We start from the raw sequence: 17,118 nt of genomic DNA, 5'->3' as shown, positions 1-17,118 counted from the left end.
GCCGGGCGCTTGTCCCTTTGATGTTTCTAAAAACCAGGTGGATCCATGACGGACGAGCGAACGCCTTCTCAGGCGCCAGCTGACGAGGGCCCATGCCTGCTGCGCCTCGAGCATATCTCGAAGCGCTTCGGCGGCGTGCAGGCTCTCGATGATGTCAGCTTCAATGTGTGGCCGGGCGAAGTCCTCTGCCTTGCAGGCGAAAATGGCTGCGGGAAATCGACGCTGATCAAAACCGTCAGCGGCGTCCACAAGCCCGAGCCTGGCGGGGTGATGGAATGGGACGGCCAGGACATGAGCGATCTCGATCCTTCCAAGGCCCGCGAAATGGGCATTCAGGTGATCTGGCAGGACCTTGCGCTGTTTCCGGAAATGAGCGTCGCGGAAAACATCGCCTTCGAACGCAATCTTGGCAGCCGGCTGAAATTCGTCAATCACGATGCGATGCGCCGGGAGGCCGCGCGGATCCTCGATCGCCTTGGCGTCTCGATCGACCTCGAGGCAAAGGTCTCCTCGCTTTCGATTGCGAGCCGGCAGCTGGTCGCGGTTGCCCGCGCTCTGATTGCCGATGCGCGTCTGGTGTTCATGGATGAGCCGACGGCGTCGCTTTCACGCCATGAAACCGAAGCGCTGGTTGCCATCGTCCGGCGTCTGTCGGAGCAGGGCGTCGCCGTAGTTTTCGTCAGCCACCGGCTTGCAGAGGTGCTCGATGTCTGCTCCCGGGTCACGGTGCTGCGCGACGGGAAATATGTCGGGACTTACCCGACCGCAGGCATGACCCAGGCGCGTCTGACCGAACTGATGACCGGGCGGAACTTCGATTATGAGGTGCGCGTGCCGCAGGCGCAAACCGCGAAACCGCTGCTGTCTGTGCGCGGCCTTACCCGGCGCGGTGAGTATGAAGGGATCGATCTCGACATCGCACCCGGCGAAGTGGTCGGCCTGACGGGCCGCCTGGGCGCCGGGCGCACCGAGCTTGCGCTCACGCTCTTCGGCCTGAACCATGCCGATGCGGGCGAGATCTCGATGGACGGAGAGCGTCTCCGGATGACATCAAACCGGGATGCGATCCGGGCCGGCATCGCCTATGTCTCGGAAGACCGGCTGTCGCTCGGGCTGATCCAGCCCCAGTCGATCGCGGACAATACCGTGATATCGGTGCTTGACCGGCTTCTCAGCAACCGCCTGCTGTCTCCTTCAAAGAAGAAAACGCTGGTCGATGACTGGATCGGCCGGCTGCGGGTGAAGATCGGCGAGACCACCGATCCTGTTTCAAGCCTTTCGGGCGGCAATCAGCAGCGCATCGTTCTGGCGAAATGGCTCGCGACCAATCCGAAGCTGCTCATCCTCGACAGTCCTACGGTCGGCGTAGACGTTGGCGCGCGCGCCGGCATCTTCGAAATCGTAAGCGACTTGGCCGCCAAGGGCATGGCAATCCTGCTGATCTCCGACGAGACACCGGAAGTCTATTTCAATGCCGACAGGGTCCTCCACATGCGCGACGGCCGCATCGTCGAGACTTTCGTGCCTGCCGAAACGAATATCGATCGTATCGAGGAGGCGGTCCATGCGTAGATATCTGCCCAGACTCACGGGCACGGAAATGTGGCTTTCGGCGGTGATCACGCTGATCGTGATCGGCCTTGCCATTTCCACCGACACCTTCTTCACGCTGGTCAACCTGTTCGACCTTCTGAACTATTCCGCGGTGAACATCATCTTTGCCGCCGGTCTCCTGGTGGTGCTGATTGCAGGCGGCATCGATATCTCCTTTGCCGTCGCCGCTTCGGTCGTCCAGTATCTCGTGGTCACGACGCTGATGCATTTCGGCGGCGGCAACTGGGCCATAGGCTTCGCGCTCGCCATAAGCTTTGGCGCGATGCTGGGCGCCATCAACGCGGCGATGATCTATCACTTCCGGATCATCTCGATCGTCGTCACCATCGCGACCTTCAACCTGTTCTTCGGACTGTTGATGTTCGCGACCGGCGGCGTGTCGATCTACCTGCTGCCGGACTGGATGGTCGACCGGATCGTGCTGTTCGAGCGGGAAACCCCGATGGGGTGGGCCGAGATCACCTTGCCCGTCGCCGTCATGGCGGTGGTCGTGTTTGCGACGTGGCTGTTGCTGCGCCGCCTGAACTTCGGCCGCCAGCTGTTCGCCATGGGCGACAATACCGAAGGCGCCCGCAGGCTCGGCATCAATATCGGCGCGATGCACTATCTTGCCTATTGCTGGCTCGGCGCCTGCGCGGGTGTCGCAGGTCTGATGCAGGCGCATTATGCGCAGGAAGTGGTTCCGAACGCGCTTTACGGGCGGGAGCTTGAGGTTCTGGCTGCGGTTGTGCTCGGTGGCGCGCGCCTTGGCGGCGGTCGCGGGACGCTGCTCGGCGCGGTTCTCGGGCTGGCGCTGATTGCGATCACGCAGAATGGTCTCAACCTCCTCGGCATATCGCCCTACGCCTTCCGCATGATTGTCGGCGCCATCATCCTGATCGCGATCGCAATGTCTGCAGAGACGTTGGGCCTCGTCAGCGAGAAACTGCGCCGTTTCAAGGCAAACACCAGCACGACGGGATCCGGCACATGACACGATCACGCAAACATCTGTTTCCCCGCACGGCTGCCGGCAGCGAAATTCTGGGACTTGTCGTCGTTCTGGTTGCGCTTGTCGGGTTGTTCGGCTCGCTGTCCGACCGGTTCCTCACCGGTGCGACCTTTTCTTCGATTGCATTTCAGCTTCCCGAACTCGGCTTGCTGACGCTGGCGATGTTCATCCCGATCCTTTCGGGTGGCCTCAATCTTGCGATCACCTTTTCGGCCAATATTTCGGGACTGGTGCTTGCCTGGGTGATCACCTGGGGCGGCGGCGCGGAAGCCGGTCCGGCCGTGATGCTGCTTGCTGTCGTGGCCGCACTTGCAAGCGGGGTCATCATCGGCTGGCTGCTCGGTGCCATCATCGCTTATACCGGCGCGCATCCGATCCTGGCATCGCTTGCCATGATGATCTTCCTGCGCGGGCTCGGAGAGTTCCTGACCCGCGGCGGCAGCGTCTCCGGCTTTCCCCCGGCAATCTCGGCGCTCGGTCAGGGGACGCTCTTCGGGATACCTGCACCGCTGATCGTGTTTGCCGCCTGCGTCGGTCTCTGGGCGCTGATCCTCAACCGGACGCGGCTCGGCTTCTCGATCTTCATGCTCGGATCCAATCCGGAAGCCACGCGCTATTCCGGCATCGATACCCGCTTTACCCTGACCATGATCTACGCGCTGTCCGGATTCATGTGCGCGGTGGCGGGCATCATCATGGCGAGCCGCTTCAACTCGGTCCGCGTCGGCCATGGCGAGGCCTATCTGCTGATCACGGTGCTTGCCTGCTTTCTCGGCCGCGTCGATCCTTTCGGCGGGTTCGGGAGGGTCTCGAACGTCGTTCTCGCGCTGATCATCCTGCAGATCATCGGCTCCGGCCTCAACCTTCTCGGCACCAACCAGCATCTGGCGACAGCCCTTTGGGGCGCGATCCTGCTCTCCGTCATGGTGGCGCGCTACCTCTGGTCGCACCGCAGCAGGCTGGGCGCCCTCAGGGCCAGACCTTCACCTTCAACATCGCAGCAAGGAAGACAATAATGAGTATCAGTGGTTTTGGCGTTCATACGGCTATGTGGGCGATGGAATGGAACCGGGACGCGGCCGAGTTTGCCATTCCCGAGGCCGTGAAATACGACATCGACTTTCTCGAGATCACCATGCTTGATCCGGAAGGGGTGGATGCAGCCCATACCCGTGGTCTTCTTGAAAAGCACGAGGTCGAATGCGTGTGCTCGCTCGGCCTTCCGCTGGACCGGCTTCCGACCAACAATCCGGACGGCGCGCTCGAATTCCTTCGGATGGCGATCGACAAGTCATCCGCAATCGGTGCGAAGGCCATGAGCGGCGTCATTTATGGCGGCATCGGCCAACGCACCGGCAAGCGGCCGACCGAGGCGGAATACGATGCCACGGCCCGCGTGGTCGAAAAGGCCGCGGCCTATGCCAAGTCGAAAGGCATGGATTATGGCCTCGAGGCGGTCAATCGCTATGAAAACCATCTGCTGAACACCGCCGAGCAGGCCGTGATGCTGTGCGAGAAGGTCGGCGCCGACAACCTGTTCGTCCATCTCGACACCTACCACATGAACATCGAGGAAAAGGGTATCGCGCAAGGCATTCTCAAGGCGCGCGAGCACCTCAAATATATCCACCTGTCGGCTTCCGACCGTGGAACGCCCGGCCGGGATACGATTGCCTGGGATGAGGTGTTTACCGCGCTCGCGGCGATCGACTTCAAGGGCGGCATGGCGATGGAAAGCTTCATCACCGTTCCGCCGCAGGTCGCCGAGGCCCTTTCGGTGTGGCGCGACGTGGCGCCGGCGCGCGAAGAGGTGCTGACCGACGGGCTCGGTTTCCTGCGGATGAAGGCCAATCAGTACGGCCTGATCTGAGCGTGAAACACCCTGGCTGATCGAACGGAAGGCTCTGCCTCCCGTTCCTTGGGCAGGACGTCTTGCCCGCCTCGAAAGGGCGGGCAGGGCGTGCCTTCGGACGGCGGGCCTTAGATGCATCGCCTCAAGAAAGGCAGTTGCTGCGGCCTGAACTCGCTCCGTCAGATGTGGATCTCGGCGTTCAGAAGAGCCATCGCCGCTTCCTTGACCGCTTCGCTATGCGTCGGATGGGCGTGGCTGGTATAGGCAATGTCTTCCGCCGTTGCCGAAAACTCCATCGCCTGCGCAAGCTGGGCGATCATCGTCCCCGCGAGCGCGCCGACGATATGCGCGCCGAGAATCACCCCGGTATCGCGATGCGCAAGGAGCTTGACGAAACCGGCTGTGGAGTCGTTGGCCTTGGCCCGGCTGTTGGCGGCCATGGGGAACGACGCTTTGCGAAACGGGATTTCGCGCTGGACAAGCGCTTCTTCGTTCATGCCGACCGATGCCGCCTCCGGCAGCGTGTAGATGACGCTCGGGATGAGCGCATGATTGATCGCGCCCGGCAGGCCGGCGAGGCGTTCCGCGACGGCAATCCCTTCATCTGCGGCGCGATGCGCCAGCATGGCACCCGGCGTGACATCGCCAATGGCATAGATGTTCTCCGCCTGCGTCCGGCAGCGGCCATCGACCGGTATGAAACCGCGTTCGTCCACCTTGATCCCGATCGCCTCCAGCCCAAGTCCCGCAGTAACGGGCCTTCGCCCCGTTGCAACCAGCACGGTGTCCGCATCGACTGTCTTTGACGCTCCGGCCTGCGTCAGTTTAATCTCGGCTCGACCGTTGCTGATGCTGACATCTGTGACCGATGCCGAGGTCAACAGCGTCATGCCCTCCCTGTCGAGGATCTTCGCCATCTCGGAACGGACATCGCCGTCCATACCCGGCAGGATCTTTGCTTCGTGTTCAATAACGGTGACCTGCGCGCCCAGGCGTTTCCAGACCGATCCGAGCTCGAGACCGATGACGCCGCCTCCCACCACCACGAGGTGGCCTGGAACACGCGGAAGCGACAAGGCGCCGGTTGAATCGACGATCACGCCCGACGCGTTGTCGACGACGACGCTCTTAATCGCACGCGGAGCCGATCCGGTGGCGATCACGATCGACCTTGCCCTGACGCGCCTGTCGCCGACCGAGACGGTTTTATCGTCCTGAAAGACGGCGCGGCCGGTGAGGCGGGTGACGCCGTTCTTGCGAAACAGAAAGTCGATCCCGCGGGTCAGCGATCCGATGATCTCATCCTTCTTGCCCATCAGCGCTTCGAGATCGACGCTCGCTTCGGTGAGGCGAATGCCGAAATCGGCCATATGTCCGCCGGTTGCTGCCTCATAGAGCGCGGTCGCGTGCAACAGCGCCTTGGACGGTATGCAGCCGACATTCAGGCAGGTGCCGCCCAGCGTCGCGCGCTCGTCCACACAGGCCGTCTTCAACCCGAGCCTTGCAGCGCGGATTGCGCAGGCATAGCCCCCGGGACCAGCGCCGATCACCAGAAGATCGAAATCTTCGCTCATAGCGGCCAGCTTTCCAGCGCGGACACGAATGCCGTGAGCCACTGATTGGTCTGGTGGCCATCGAGTGCGCGGTGATCGATCGTCAGCGAAACGTAGGCCATCGGTCGGATCTGGATCGTGTCGACGCCGTCGGCTTCACGCACCACGACGCGCTTTTCGAGCTTGCCGACGCCCAGGATCGCGGACTGAGGCTGATTGATGATGATCGGCGATGCCAGAAGCGATCCAGATACGCCATGGTTTGAAATCGTGAACGTGCCGCCGCGCATATCGGCCGGCTTGAGCGTATTGGAGCGCGCGCGAACCGTCAGATCCTGAAGCTTTGCAGCGATGCCCGAAAGGGAAAGGTTCTGGGCCTCTCCGATGACCGGAACCACGAGCCCCCTGTCGCCAAGCGCCGTGCCGACGCCGATATTGATGTCACTGAAGACCGCGAGTGCATCCTCGTGCCAGCGGCTGTTGACCTCAGGCACTGCTTTCATCGCCTCGACGCAGGCGGCGATTATATAGGCGGTATAGGAAAGGTTGGTGCCGGCTGCCGAGAACTTCGCCTGGTTCTGCTCCCGGTGGCGCATGATCGCGGTGAAATCCGCTTCGAAGACCGCTGTCACATGCGGTGCGGTCTGGACCGAAGACTGCATGTGCTCGGCAATCGCAAGCCGCATCGGAGAGTGCTTGATCATGGTGGCCGGAGCGTCCGCCGCATCGGGAACCTGACGGGATGCGGCGACAGGTGTCGCCTCGCAAACGCTGCCCGCTTTCTCACGCTCATCAGAGTGCGTGACGTCATCAGGCGCTTCCGCTTTCAGCTTACCGGCGCTTGCGCCGTAGGCCGCATCCATATCTGCCCGCGTGACCCTGCCACCCTTGCCGCTGCCTTCGATCCCCGCCGGATCGATGCCGTATTGCTCGGCCGCGCGCCGGACGGCGGGAGAGTAATGCGTAACATCACGCGGCTGAGCGGCGGCATGAGCTGACGGCTGCTCCTTTGCAGGCGCGGCTTCTGAAAGCCGCAGCCGGCCGAGCACTGCGCCCGGGGCTGCGTCGTCTCCGGTCTGCATCAGGATTTCGGCCAGTATGCCGGCAGCGGGTGCAGGCACTTCCTGGGTTACCTTGTCGGTTTCGAGCTCAACCAGCGGATCGTCATGGCTGACATGGTCGCCGACGGATTTGAGCCAGTTGCGGACAACGGCCCTGGTTCCTTCCTGTTCAATCGGCGCCAGGATATCGATCAAATCGCTCATGATCAGAACTCCACCAGCGCCTGGATCCTCTTGCGGATATTTTCCACCGATGGCACAGCCCAGTCCAGAAGCACGGGATTATGCGGGCTTGGAATATCCGGCATCGTCAGGCGGGAGACCGGGGCGTCGAGGTCCATGAACGCCTCGTCTGCGACCACGGCCGCTATTTCGGCGCCGAAGCCTGCAGTCTTGAGGTCCTCGTGCACGACAAGGCACCGTCTCGTGCGGCGCACCGATGTCAGGACCGCGTCGCGGTCCCAGGGCATAAGGGTGCGCAGGTCGATGATATCGGCGGAAATGTCCTTCGCCGCCTCTTCGCAACGCGGCACCATGGCGCCCCACGTCACGATGGTGATGGCGTCACCCGTTTTGGTGAAGGCGGCCTTGCCGAACGGAAGCGCGTAATCATCTCCGGGGTAGGGCCGGCGTGCCCAGGCGAGATCCAGCATGGCGCGATGTTCGAAGAAGATCACCGGGTCATTGCCGCGCAGTGCGCTGCGCAAAAGCCCGACCGCGTCGGCCGCATTGGAGGGAACCGCGACCTTCCAGCCCGGCTGGTGCACGAAGGCGACCTCATTCGTCTGGCTGTGCCACGGGTCGCCGCATTTGAAGAAGCCGCCCGGCATGCGCAGCACCATGGGCGCTGCAAACCTGTTGTTGGTGCGCCAGCGGATCGTGCCGCAATCATTGATCTGTTCCGTCGCTGGCTCGGCATATTTGCGGAACTGGATTTCCGGCACGGGCATGAGACCAGCAAGCGCCATGCCCACGGCACGGCCTACAATGCCCTCTTCTGAAAGCGACGTGTCAAATACACGCTCAGGTCCGAACCTCTGCTGCAGGCCTAGCGTGACGGCGTGGACGCCGCCCTTCGGCCCGATATCCTCTCCGAAAAGCACCACCCGCTCGTTGATTGACAATTCGTGTTCGAGCGTGCGCCGGATCGCCGTCACCATGTTGATCCGCTGGCCTTCGGTGGACGGGGTTCCGGTTGTCGGGGGCGCTTTGTAGCCATGCCGGACCTGTCCGCCCATGGTCTGCAGATCGGTCTCGAAGAACACGTTGCGGGTCACCGTCTCGGGCCGCGCAGGTGCGCGCGCTTCCGCCTTGTGCCGCGCGGTCTCTGCGGCGGCCTTTGCCTCGGCTTCGGTCGAAAGCCATTCGTCCTCGCTCAAGACTGCCGGAACGATGTGCTCCTTCAATCGCGGCAGCGGATCGCGCGCCCATTCCCGGCGCACCGTCTCTTCGCTCTTGTAGGCCTGCGTATCCTGAAAACTGTGGCCCTGCAGGCGCGGGACTGTAAGCCGCAAGAGCACGGGCGCGCGCTCATCGCGCACCGACTGCACGGCATCGTTGATCAGACGCTGGGCCTCGTGCGGGGCTGCGCCATCACCTTCGAAAATGGTGAGCCCCTTCCATGCCGCAAGATTGGCGGCGATGTTGCCGCCCGGCGTCTGGATCGTGGAGGGAACGGAAATGCCGAATCCGTTGTCCTCGATATAGAACAGCATCGGCAGTTTCTGGGTGGTCGCGATCGTGAGGGCCGACCAGAACCCGTTGGAGGCGACCGAACCGTCGCCGCCGAGGACGACAGCGATGCTGCGCTCATAGTCGCGCCTGCGCATGACTTCGGCGTAATATTTGACCGCCTGCGCCCAGCCCGCCGTCGGCGTATATTGCGCGCCCACGCCGCCGCACATCGGAAGAGCGGACGCTCCGGAAGGGTTCGGGTGGTTGAAGACGACACCGATGTCGCGTCCGTCGGAATAACCGCCGGCGCGTCCCATCGCGGAGCCGAGTGCATCGGCCGGGTCGACGCCGAGCGCGAGAAGGAGCGGGCGGGACCTGTAGTAACCGCAGGCCGCATCATGGGGATCGGTCAGCTGGCTGCCGAGCATGATCTGCGCCATGTCATGGCCGCGCGCGGAGAACTGATAGAGTACCTTCTTTTCCGGCACGAGACTGGTCTCTTCCATCGCATCGAGCGCGCGCGAAAGATGGAGCAGATAGGCGATGCGACGCCAGTCGACAGCCTCATCCGGCCTGTTCCTGACGATCTGTTTGAGCGCTGCAGTTGCCATGATTCCCCTCCCGATGAACATTGATCGAGCTTCAGACTGTCACGTTTCGAGCGGAAATCCCGTTCATTTTCTTCATGATGCGAGCAGCGTGTGATATATTTCTCTTACAAAGAGGGATTACATGATGGAAACATTTCAGCTGGACGCAATCGACCGAAAGATCATCAAGGCGTTGCAGGACGACGCGTCCATCAGTCAGGCAAGTCTTGCCGACCTTGTGGGGGCATCTCCGGCTTCATGCTGGCGGCGGATTAAGGCGCTCGAGGACGCGGGGGTCTTGCGGAAAACAGTCCGGCTTGCAGACCCGGAAAAGGTCGGGCGCGGGCTCAGCGTGTTCTGTCAGGTGCGCATGAAATCGCACGATCCCTCCGCCAGGCGCGACTTCGAGACCTTTGTGCAGAGCTATGAGGACGTGATCGAGTGTTACTCGATGTCGGGCGAATGGGATTATCTGATCAGGGTCGCGGTGGCGGATGTGAAGGAATACGAGAAACTTCTGATGCAGGGGATATTGACGCACAAGGCCGTCGAACACTCGGCCTCGCATTTCGCCCTGAAAACCGTGAAATACACGACCGCCCTGCCGGTTTGAGGTCTAAGGCGTCGCACGCGTGGCGATTTGGAATCTGTCCTAAAGCACGCGATCTTGTCAGCGGCCTGGATTGAAGAGAAGAAGGCGTTGGAGAATCTCCTTCTGTGATGAACAACCCACGCGATGAGCGTTGTCGGCGCGCCTTGTTGCCGGGATATGCGTCAAGCATGATGAAGAGTGAACACGCGTGAAAGACGAGGTGGAAATCCGATGAAAGCCGTTCTGTTCGAAAAATTCCGGGAGCCGCCCAGGCTGGTGAATGTCGCGGATCCGGTGCCTGAAAGCCATGGCGTGGTGCTGAAGGTTGCCGCCACGGGGGTCTGCCGAAGCGACTGGCATGGATGGATGGGGCATGACGCCGATATCGAGCTTCCGCATGTGCCGGGCCATGAGCTTGCCGGCACAATTGCGGCGGTGGGCAGGGATGTTACCCGCTGGAAGATCGGCGACAGGGTCACCGTGCCCTTTATCTGCGGGTGCGGCAGCTGTTCGCAGTGCAATGCCGGCCATCAGCAGGTGTGCCTCGATCAACAGCAACCCGGCTTCACGCATTGGGGCTCCTTCGCCGAGTATGTCGCCATTCACAAGGCGGACCTGAACCTCGTGGCTTTGCCCGAGGACATGGACTTCGCGACCGCTGCAAGTCTTGGATGCCGGTTTGCAACCTCGTTCCGCGCGGTAATCGATCAGGGCAGGGTGCATGCAGGGCAATGGGTGGCGGTCCATGGCTGCGGCGGCGTCGGCCTTTCGGCGGTGATGATCGCAACGGCTGCCGGAGCCAATGTCATCGGTGTCGATCTCGATCCGGCGAAGCTTGATCTTGCCAGAAATCTCGGCGCGGTTGCCGTCATCAACGGCAGGGAAGCCGATGTGCCCTCTGCAATCCGGGACCTGACCGGGGGTGGAGCGCATGTCTCGCTTGATGCGCTCGGCCACCCCGTGACGATGACCAACTCGATCCTCTGCCTGCGTCCCCGCGGAAAGCACATCCAGGTCGGTCTGATGCTTGGCGAACATGCAGCGCCCGCCATCCCGATGCCGAAGATCGTGGGCCAGGAAATCGAAATTCTCGGCTCGCACGGCATGCAGGCGCATCGCTATGGCGCGATGCTGGAGATGATCACCAGCGGCAAGCTCGATCCCGCACGCCTCGTCGGCGATAGGATCGGTCTCGAGGACGCGCCCGAAGCGCTGATGGGCATGGATCGCTTTCAGTCTGTCGGCGCGACGGTCATTACAAGGTTTTGACGGCGCAGCGCGGTCGTCAAGCATGCTTGCGCAAGCGGCGGGAGCATGCTCGGACTTGCGCACAATCACAACATGACCTATACGTCACCACAATGACCTATGTGTCATTGTGGAATCTGTGGGCAGGCGGGTTTGAGTGAGGCCGTTTGCCTGAAAAGCGGAGGAGATGCTGTCATGCGCGTGCTGGTGCCCGTCAAGCGGGTGATCGATTACAATGTGAAGGTGCGGGTGAAGCCGGATGGTTCCGGTCCCGATCTCGCCAACGTCAAGATGTCGATGAACCCTTTCGACGAGATCGCGGTGGAAGAAGCGATCCGGCTGAAGGAGAAGGGCGTCGCCGAAGAGGTGATCGTCGTATCCATCGGCGTTCGTCAGGCGCAGGAAACGCTGCGCACGGCGCTCGCCATGGGGGCTGACCGCGCGATCCTGATCGTCGCCGCGGAAAACGCCGCCACGGACATCGAGCCGCTTGCCGTTGCCAAGCTGCTGAAAGGCGTGATCGATGCCGAAAAGGCAGATCTGGTGATCGCGGGCAAGCAGGCGATCGACAACGACATGAACGCGACCGGCCAGATGTTGGCGGCCCTTCTGGGATGGCCGCAGGCCACCTTTGCCTCGAAAGTCGAGATTTCAGATGGCAAGGCCGAGGTGACGCGCGAAGTCGATGGCGGACTGCAGACGATTTCGGTCGCACTGCCGGCGATCATCACCACGGATCTGCGCCTCAACGAGCCGCGCTACGCCTCGCTTCCCAACATCATGAAGGCGAAGAAGAAACCGCTGGAGGAAAAGACCGCGGCCGATTACGGCGTCGATCTGTCGCCTCGCCTTGAAATCCTGCGCACGCGCGAGCCGGAAGGGCGCAAGGGCGGCATCAAGGTCGCCACCGTCGATGCGCTGATCGAGAAGCTGAAAACCGAAGCGGGGGTATTGTGATGTCCGTTCTGCTGCTTGCCGAAACCAGCGGCAACACACTGGTGCGCGATGCGACCGCGCGCGCGGTCAAGGCTGTCTCCGGCCTCGGCGATGTCACCCTCCTGCTTGCAGGCGCAGGCCTTTCTGCCGCCGCGAACGAGGCGGCATGCATCGAGGGTGTATCGAAGGTGCTGGTTGCCGAAAGCGACGCGCTTTCCCATCGTCTCGCGGAAGCGACTGCCGAACTGATCGTCACGCTTTCCGACGGTTACGACGTCATCGCGGCGCCTGCGACCAGCGATGGCAAGAACATCCTGCCCCGCGTTGCGGCCAGGCTCGACGTGATGATCATCTCCGACGTCACCGCCGTCATCGACGCAGAGACCTTTGATCGGCCGATCTATGCGGGCAATGCGATCCAGACGGTCAAATCGCGCGATCCGGTCCGGGTCGTCACCATCCGCACCTCGGGTTTCGAGGCTGCGGGCGAGGGCGCTGCGGCGCCTGTCGAACAGGCAGGCGCACCGGACGCAACGGTCGCTTCCGAATGGGTCGCCGACAAGGTGGCCGAAAACGACCGGCCCGAACTGACGTCCGCGCGCATCGTGGTTTCCGGGGGTCGCGGCGTCGGCTCGTCCGAACAGTTTGCGATCATCGAGAAGCTTGCGGACAAGCTTGGCGCAGCCGTCGGTGCCTCGCGTGCGGCCGTCGATTCGGGCTATGCGCCGAACGACTGGCAGGTCGGCCAGACCGGCAAGGTCGTGGCGCCGGATCTCTACATCGCCTGCGGCATTTCCGGCGCGATCCAGCATCTGGCCGGCATGAAGGACAGCAAGGTGATCGTCGCGATCAACAAGGACGAGGAAGCGCCGATCTTCCAGATTGCCGATTATGGCCTCGTCGCCGACCTCTTCGATGCCGTTCCGGAACTGACCGAAAAGCTCTGAATCTCCAGCGACATGCCGGCCGGAGCGATGGTTCCGGCCGGCTTTGCTTTGTCCGGATGGCGTCAGAGCCGCGCGCAGGCCGCCCGGTATTCCGCATCAAGCCGGTCAACGAGCGCTCCGACCGACGGAATGTCGTCAATCGCCCCGATCCCCTGACCGGCCGACCAGACCGTCTTCCAGGCCTTGGCTTCCGATCCGAGATCCATGGCCTGATGGGCAGGCAGGTCGTCTGGGTCGAGCCCTGCCGCAACAATGCTGGGCTTCAAAAAATTGGCGGGAACGCCTGAAATTGCTGGCGTGTAGATTATATCGGCAGCGCTTCCATCAACGATCATCCGCTTGTGGCCCTCCGGCGCGATCGCTTCCTCCGTGGCGAGGAAGCGGGTGCCGATATAGGCGAAATCCGCGCCGAGCGCGCGGGCGGCTGCGATGTGCGCGCCGGTGGAGATGGCGCCGGAGAGCGCGATCGGTCCCGAAAAGAACGAGCGGATTTCCGAGACAAGCGCAAACGGGCTCAGCGTCCCGGCGTGCCCTCCGGCCCCGGCCGCCACGGCAATGATGCCGTCGACGCCTGCCTCCACCGCCTTTTCCGCATGGCGCCGGTTGGTGACATCGTGAAACACCAGCCCGCCATAGGAATGCACGGCATCCACCAGTTCCCTGACCGCGCCGAGCGAGGTGATCACCAGCGGCACCTTGTGCCGGATGGTGATCTCCAGGTCTGCCTGGAGCCGGGCATTGGTTTTGTGCACGATCAGGTTCACGCCGTAAGGCGCGGCATTGTCGTCATCGTCAAGCGCTCCCGCGATCTCGTCCAGCCAGAGGGCAAAGCCGTCGCTCGTGCGCTGGTTGAGTGCGGGAAAGGTGCCGCAGATGCCGGCGCGGCAGCAGGCGGTCACGAGTTGCGGCCCGGAGGCCAGAAACATCGGGGCGGCGATCACCGGCAGACGCAGGCGCGCCGGAAGCGATGTCGTGTTCAACATGAGTTTCCTCCTCCTCGGATATCTCAGACCACGGGGTCAGGCTGTTTGGCGGCCCTTGCGCGCTCCTCCGGCGACATCAGCAGGGCATAGTCTTCGGGCAATGGCGGACTTTCGGGAAGCGGCGCGAAGGCGGACAGCATATCGGCGGAGGAAAGCTTCCTGCCATCCTTCAGCATCACGGCGCGAACCGTCGCGGTTACCGCGACCTCGCCCTTGTGAGGGCCGCTCAGCGCAATGACCTTGTGTTCCATGAACAGCGATGTCTCGGTCCACCCCGCAAGCCGCGTTTCAAGCGTGAAGCGCTGGAACGCGCCAAGCGAACGGCGATAGCGCGCGTTTACGCCTGTGAGCACCGGCTGCCACTTTTCGCGGACCATCTTCATGCCAATTCCGGTGCGGAACAAAAGATCCATTCGCCCTATATCCATGAAGGCCAGATATCTGCCATTATTCACGTGGAAGTTGAGGTCGAGGTCCTGCGGCCAGACGCGAAGGGTAATGGAGGACATGTCATCCACACCATGGATGGAAGGTTGAAACCGCGCCTTGGCAAGCGTGCTGATCAGTCTTCCCCAAACATACATGACGTGTCCCAAACCCTTCCGGTGAAACGATATTCCATATTCTGCCAGCGCGCTGCTCGAAGCGGCAACATCAGTCTTGAATAAGGTGACGTATACGTATATATGATATCGTAATGGGCATGTCGAAGGAAAATTGCGCGTGTTAGAGCCTTGAGGAGGGTGTCGCGCAAGAAGGAGGAGACGTGGAAGAGGTGTTGAATAGCGCTGCCGCCGGAGATGGCGCCGATGAGCTGAAGGCCGGTACGCTGACGGCTTTGCTCGAAGAATCCGTTGCGCGTTTCGCTGACAAGGACGCGATCGAGTTCTTTGATCGTGTCTGGACCTATGGCGAAATCAATGCACGGATCGACAGTTTCGCCGCAGGCCTTGCCAGCATCGGTGTCGGCAAGGGCACGCGCGTCGGCCTCTGCTTTCCCAACTGCCCCTATTCCGTGATCAGCTTTTTTGCGGTTCTGAAAGCTGGCGGCATCGTCGTCAATTTCAATCCGCTCTATACCGGCCGCGAGATCCGCGACCAGATCCGGGATTCCGGAACCGAGATCATGATCACCCTTGATCTCGATGCGGTCTACAAAAACCTCGGCTCCGTCGTTGCCGATACCGGCTTGAAACAGGTCATCGTCTGTCCGATGGCAAACGCGCTGCCGAAGGTGAAGGGGCTTCTGTTCCGGTTGTTCAAGCGGTCCGACCTCGCGCATATCCCCGATGATGAGCGTCATATCCGCTTCGACGCACTGATGGAAAAGAGCAAGGGCCGAAGTACTCCGAAAATTGAGATCGCTCCCTCCGACATTGCCGTCCTGCAATATACCGGCGGGACCACGGGCGTCCCGAAAGGGGCCATGCTCTCCCACGGTGCGCTGGTTGCCAATGCACGCCAGCTGATCGCGCAGAGCGACCAGAGCGGACTGTTGGTGGCCGGCAGCGAAATGGTGATGTGCGTCCTACCTTTCTTCCACGTCTTCGCCATGACCGTCTGCATGCTCTACGCCGTTCAGATCGGCGCTTCGATGCTTTTGGTCCCGCGCTTCAACCGCGATGAACTGATCCCGCTGATGGAGCGCCGCAAGCCGACGCTGTTTCCGGCGGTTCCGACGATCTACGGCGCGATCAACAGCGTCGCCCAGACCCGGAAGATCGATCTGTCCTCTTTGAAGATCTGCATCTCGGGCGGTGCGCCGCTTCCCTCCGAAGTGCATGCCGATTTCGAGAAGCTGACGGGGTGCCGGCTTGCCGAAGGCTACGGCCTGACGGAATGTTCGCCCGTGGTCTCCGTCAATCCGCTCGACGGACGCTCGGGCCGCCCAGGCTCTGCCGGCCTGCCGATGCCGGGCACCATTCTGGAAATCCGCGATTCGGAAAATCCCGCCGTTGTGCTGCCCACGGGGGAAAAGGGCGAACTCTGGGTGCGTGGGCCGCAGGTGATGTCCGGTTACTGGAACCGTCCGGAAGAAACGGCCCATGTCCTCAGGGATGGCGCACTGCGCACCGGCGATGTCGGCTATCTCGATCAGGACGGCTATCTTTATCTGGTCGACCGGCTGAAGGACCTGATCATCTGCTCGGGCTACAACGTCTACCCCCGCGTCATCGAGGAAGCGCTTTACGAGCACGAAGCGGTGGCCGAGGCAATCGTGATCGGGGTGTCCGACAGCTATCGCGGCGAGCGGCCGAAAGCCTTCGTTTCGCTGCGCAAGGACGCAAAGGTCACCGTCGAGGAACTCCATGCGTTTCTGGTTCCGCGCCTCTCGAAGATCGAAATGCCGCGCGATATCGAAATCCGCGACACCTTGCCGAAAACCATGATCGGCAAGCTTTCGAAGAAGGAATTGATCGAGGAAGAACGAAAAGCGTCGTCTCATGCCGAAAAGGTGAATGCCGGGAAGGCCGATGGTCATGTTGACGCATAGGACAGGGGACCGCTATGGTGAAACGTTCAGGAAAGAGAAGGTTTTACGTGGCGGATCAGTTTTTCACCGTGACCCAGTTGGCGGAAGAGCTTGGGCTCACGCCCAGGGCGCTGCGGTTTTACGAAACCAAGGGTTTGATCAATCCGGGCCGGGCCGGGAAGACGCGGATCTACACGCAGCGCGACCGCGCGCGGCTGATCCTGATTCTGCGCGGGAAACGGCTCGGTTTCTCGCTGGAGGAGATCAAGGAGTTTCTGGATCTCTACAAGGCGGATCATACCCAGCAGGAACAGCTTCGCACGCTTCTTCGCGCCGTTCACGAGCGGATTCATCTGCTGGAGGAACAGAAGGTTGCGATCGATCTTACCCTTTCGGAGTTGAAGACGGTGGTACGCGAAACCGAGGAGCGGCTGGCAGAGACCAGCGGCCGGCTCGCAAGCTAGGCTTCTCTTGCCGCAAGCCGGGACATCCGCATTCGTGTGCGCACAAGAACAGCAAACGGGCACCCGTTGATTTCCAACGCGGAACCGTTTCACGCCGGGCATGGCTGCAAAACCTGTCGGGCCATTTCAGGGTCAGTGAA

Annotated in this window: 15 protein-coding genes; 10 read left to right on the top strand and 5 right to left on the bottom strand. The window is 61.9% G+C overall.

From position 1 onward, the window contains the following. Positions 1–45 precede the first annotated feature (45 nt). From HPQ62_RS03680 to HPQ62_RS03665, 4 genes are read left to right on the top strand one after another with little or no spacing between them, the layout of a single operon-like run. Positions 46–1,572 carry a sugar ABC transporter ATP-binding protein gene (locus HPQ62_RS03680; RefSeq protein ID WP_174801126.1) on the top strand — a complete coding sequence of 509 codons (1,527 nt, stop codon included), beginning with the start codon at positions 46–48 and terminating at the stop codon, positions 1,570–1,572. Then, a complete protein-coding gene (locus HPQ62_RS03675) occupies positions 1,565–2,587 on the top strand; it encodes an ABC transporter permease (RefSeq protein ID WP_174801125.1) in 1,023 nt (340 codons plus the stop codon). The genes HPQ62_RS03680 and HPQ62_RS03675 overlap by 8 nt, the downstream gene beginning before the upstream one ends. Then, positions 2,584–3,621 carry an ABC transporter permease gene (locus tag HPQ62_RS03670; RefSeq protein WP_174801124.1) on the top strand — a complete coding sequence of 346 codons (1,038 nt, stop codon included), beginning with the start codon at positions 2,584–2,586 and terminating at the stop codon, positions 3,619–3,621. Before HPQ62_RS03675 ends, HPQ62_RS03670 begins: the two co-directional genes overlap by 4 nt. Then, on the top strand, positions 3,621–4,475 hold the full coding sequence (locus HPQ62_RS03665) for a sugar phosphate isomerase/epimerase family protein (protein WP_174801123.1): 855 nt from the start codon (positions 3,621–3,623) through the stop codon (positions 4,473–4,475). Before HPQ62_RS03670 ends, HPQ62_RS03665 begins: the two co-directional genes overlap by 1 nt. Positions 4,476–4,636: 161 nt before the next feature. On the opposite strand, the gene lpdA is transcribed toward HPQ62_RS03665, so the two are convergent. From lpdA to HPQ62_RS03650, 3 genes are read right to left on the bottom strand one after another with little or no spacing between them, the layout of a single operon-like run. Next, positions 4,637–6,031, bottom strand: coding sequence for a dihydrolipoyl dehydrogenase (gene lpdA, locus HPQ62_RS03660; RefSeq protein WP_174801122.1), 1,395 nt, complete (start codon positions 6,029–6,031; stop codon positions 4,637–4,639). Beyond that, on the bottom strand, positions 6,028–7,275 hold the full coding sequence (locus HPQ62_RS03655) for a dihydrolipoamide acetyltransferase family protein (protein WP_174801121.1): 1,248 nt from the start codon (positions 7,273–7,275) through the stop codon (positions 6,028–6,030). The genes lpdA and HPQ62_RS03655 overlap by 4 nt, the downstream gene beginning before the upstream one ends. A gap of 2 nt (positions 7,276–7,277) precedes the next feature. Beyond that, positions 7,278–9,356, bottom strand: a complete 2,079-nt coding sequence (locus tag HPQ62_RS03650; RefSeq protein WP_174801120.1) for a transketolase C-terminal domain-containing protein — start codon at positions 9,354–9,356, stop codon at positions 7,278–7,280. A gap of 121 nt (positions 9,357–9,477) precedes the next feature. On the opposite strand from HPQ62_RS03650, the gene HPQ62_RS03645 reads away from it, so the two are divergent. From HPQ62_RS03645 to HPQ62_RS03630, 4 genes are all read left to right on the top strand, one after another. Next, entirely contained in the window at positions 9,478–9,948 is a 471-nt protein-coding gene (locus HPQ62_RS03645; RefSeq protein ID WP_174801119.1) for an Lrp/AsnC family transcriptional regulator, read from the top strand. Between the two features lie 210 nt (positions 9,949–10,158). Next, positions 10,159–11,196 (top strand): zinc-dependent alcohol dehydrogenase family protein, encoded by a 1,038-nt coding sequence (locus tag HPQ62_RS03640; RefSeq protein WP_174801118.1) that lies wholly within the window; start codon positions 10,159–10,161, stop codon positions 11,194–11,196. A gap of 174 nt (positions 11,197–11,370) precedes the next feature. After that, on the top strand, positions 11,371–12,132 hold the full coding sequence (locus HPQ62_RS03635) for an electron transfer flavoprotein subunit beta/FixA family protein (protein ID WP_174801117.1): 762 nt from the start codon (positions 11,371–11,373) through the stop codon (positions 12,130–12,132). Further along, on the top strand, positions 12,132–13,058 hold the full coding sequence (locus tag HPQ62_RS03630; protein WP_174801116.1) for an electron transfer flavoprotein subunit alpha/FixB family protein: 927 nt from the start codon (positions 12,132–12,134) through the stop codon (positions 13,056–13,058). Before HPQ62_RS03635 ends, HPQ62_RS03630 begins: the two co-directional genes overlap by 1 nt. 62 nt (positions 13,059–13,120) lie before the next feature. Here the strand turns inward: HPQ62_RS03630 and HPQ62_RS03625 are convergent, their stop codons facing one another. Together HPQ62_RS03625 and HPQ62_RS03620 are read right to left on the bottom strand one after the other, a co-directional pair. Continuing rightward, entirely contained in the window at positions 13,121–14,041 is a 921-nt protein-coding gene (locus HPQ62_RS03625; RefSeq protein WP_174801115.1) for an NAD(P)H-dependent flavin oxidoreductase, read from the bottom strand. Positions 14,042–14,064: 23 nt separating this feature from the next. Further along, on the bottom strand, positions 14,065–14,625 hold the full coding sequence (locus HPQ62_RS03620) for an acyl-CoA thioesterase (protein WP_174801114.1): 561 nt from the start codon (positions 14,623–14,625) through the stop codon (positions 14,065–14,067). 182 nt (positions 14,626–14,807) lie between these two features. On the opposite strand from HPQ62_RS03620, the gene HPQ62_RS03615 reads away from it, so the two are divergent. Continuing rightward, entirely contained in the window at positions 14,808–16,535 is a 1,728-nt protein-coding gene (locus tag HPQ62_RS03615; RefSeq protein ID WP_174801113.1) for an AMP-binding protein, read from the top strand. Between the two features lie 47 nt (positions 16,536–16,582). Beyond that, positions 16,583–16,978 carry a MerR family transcriptional regulator gene (locus tag HPQ62_RS03610; protein ID WP_342343669.1) on the top strand — a complete coding sequence of 132 codons (396 nt, stop codon included), beginning with the start codon at positions 16,583–16,585 and terminating at the stop codon, positions 16,976–16,978. Positions 16,979–17,118: the final 140 nt, after the last annotated feature.

It is taken from the genome of Martelella limonii, assembly GCF_013344475.1.
In the GTDB taxonomy this organism is placed as follows: Bacteria; Pseudomonadota; Alphaproteobacteria; order Rhizobiales; family Rhizobiaceae; genus Martelella; species Martelella limonii.
This window is presented reverse-complemented; position numbering and strand designations above follow the sequence as displayed.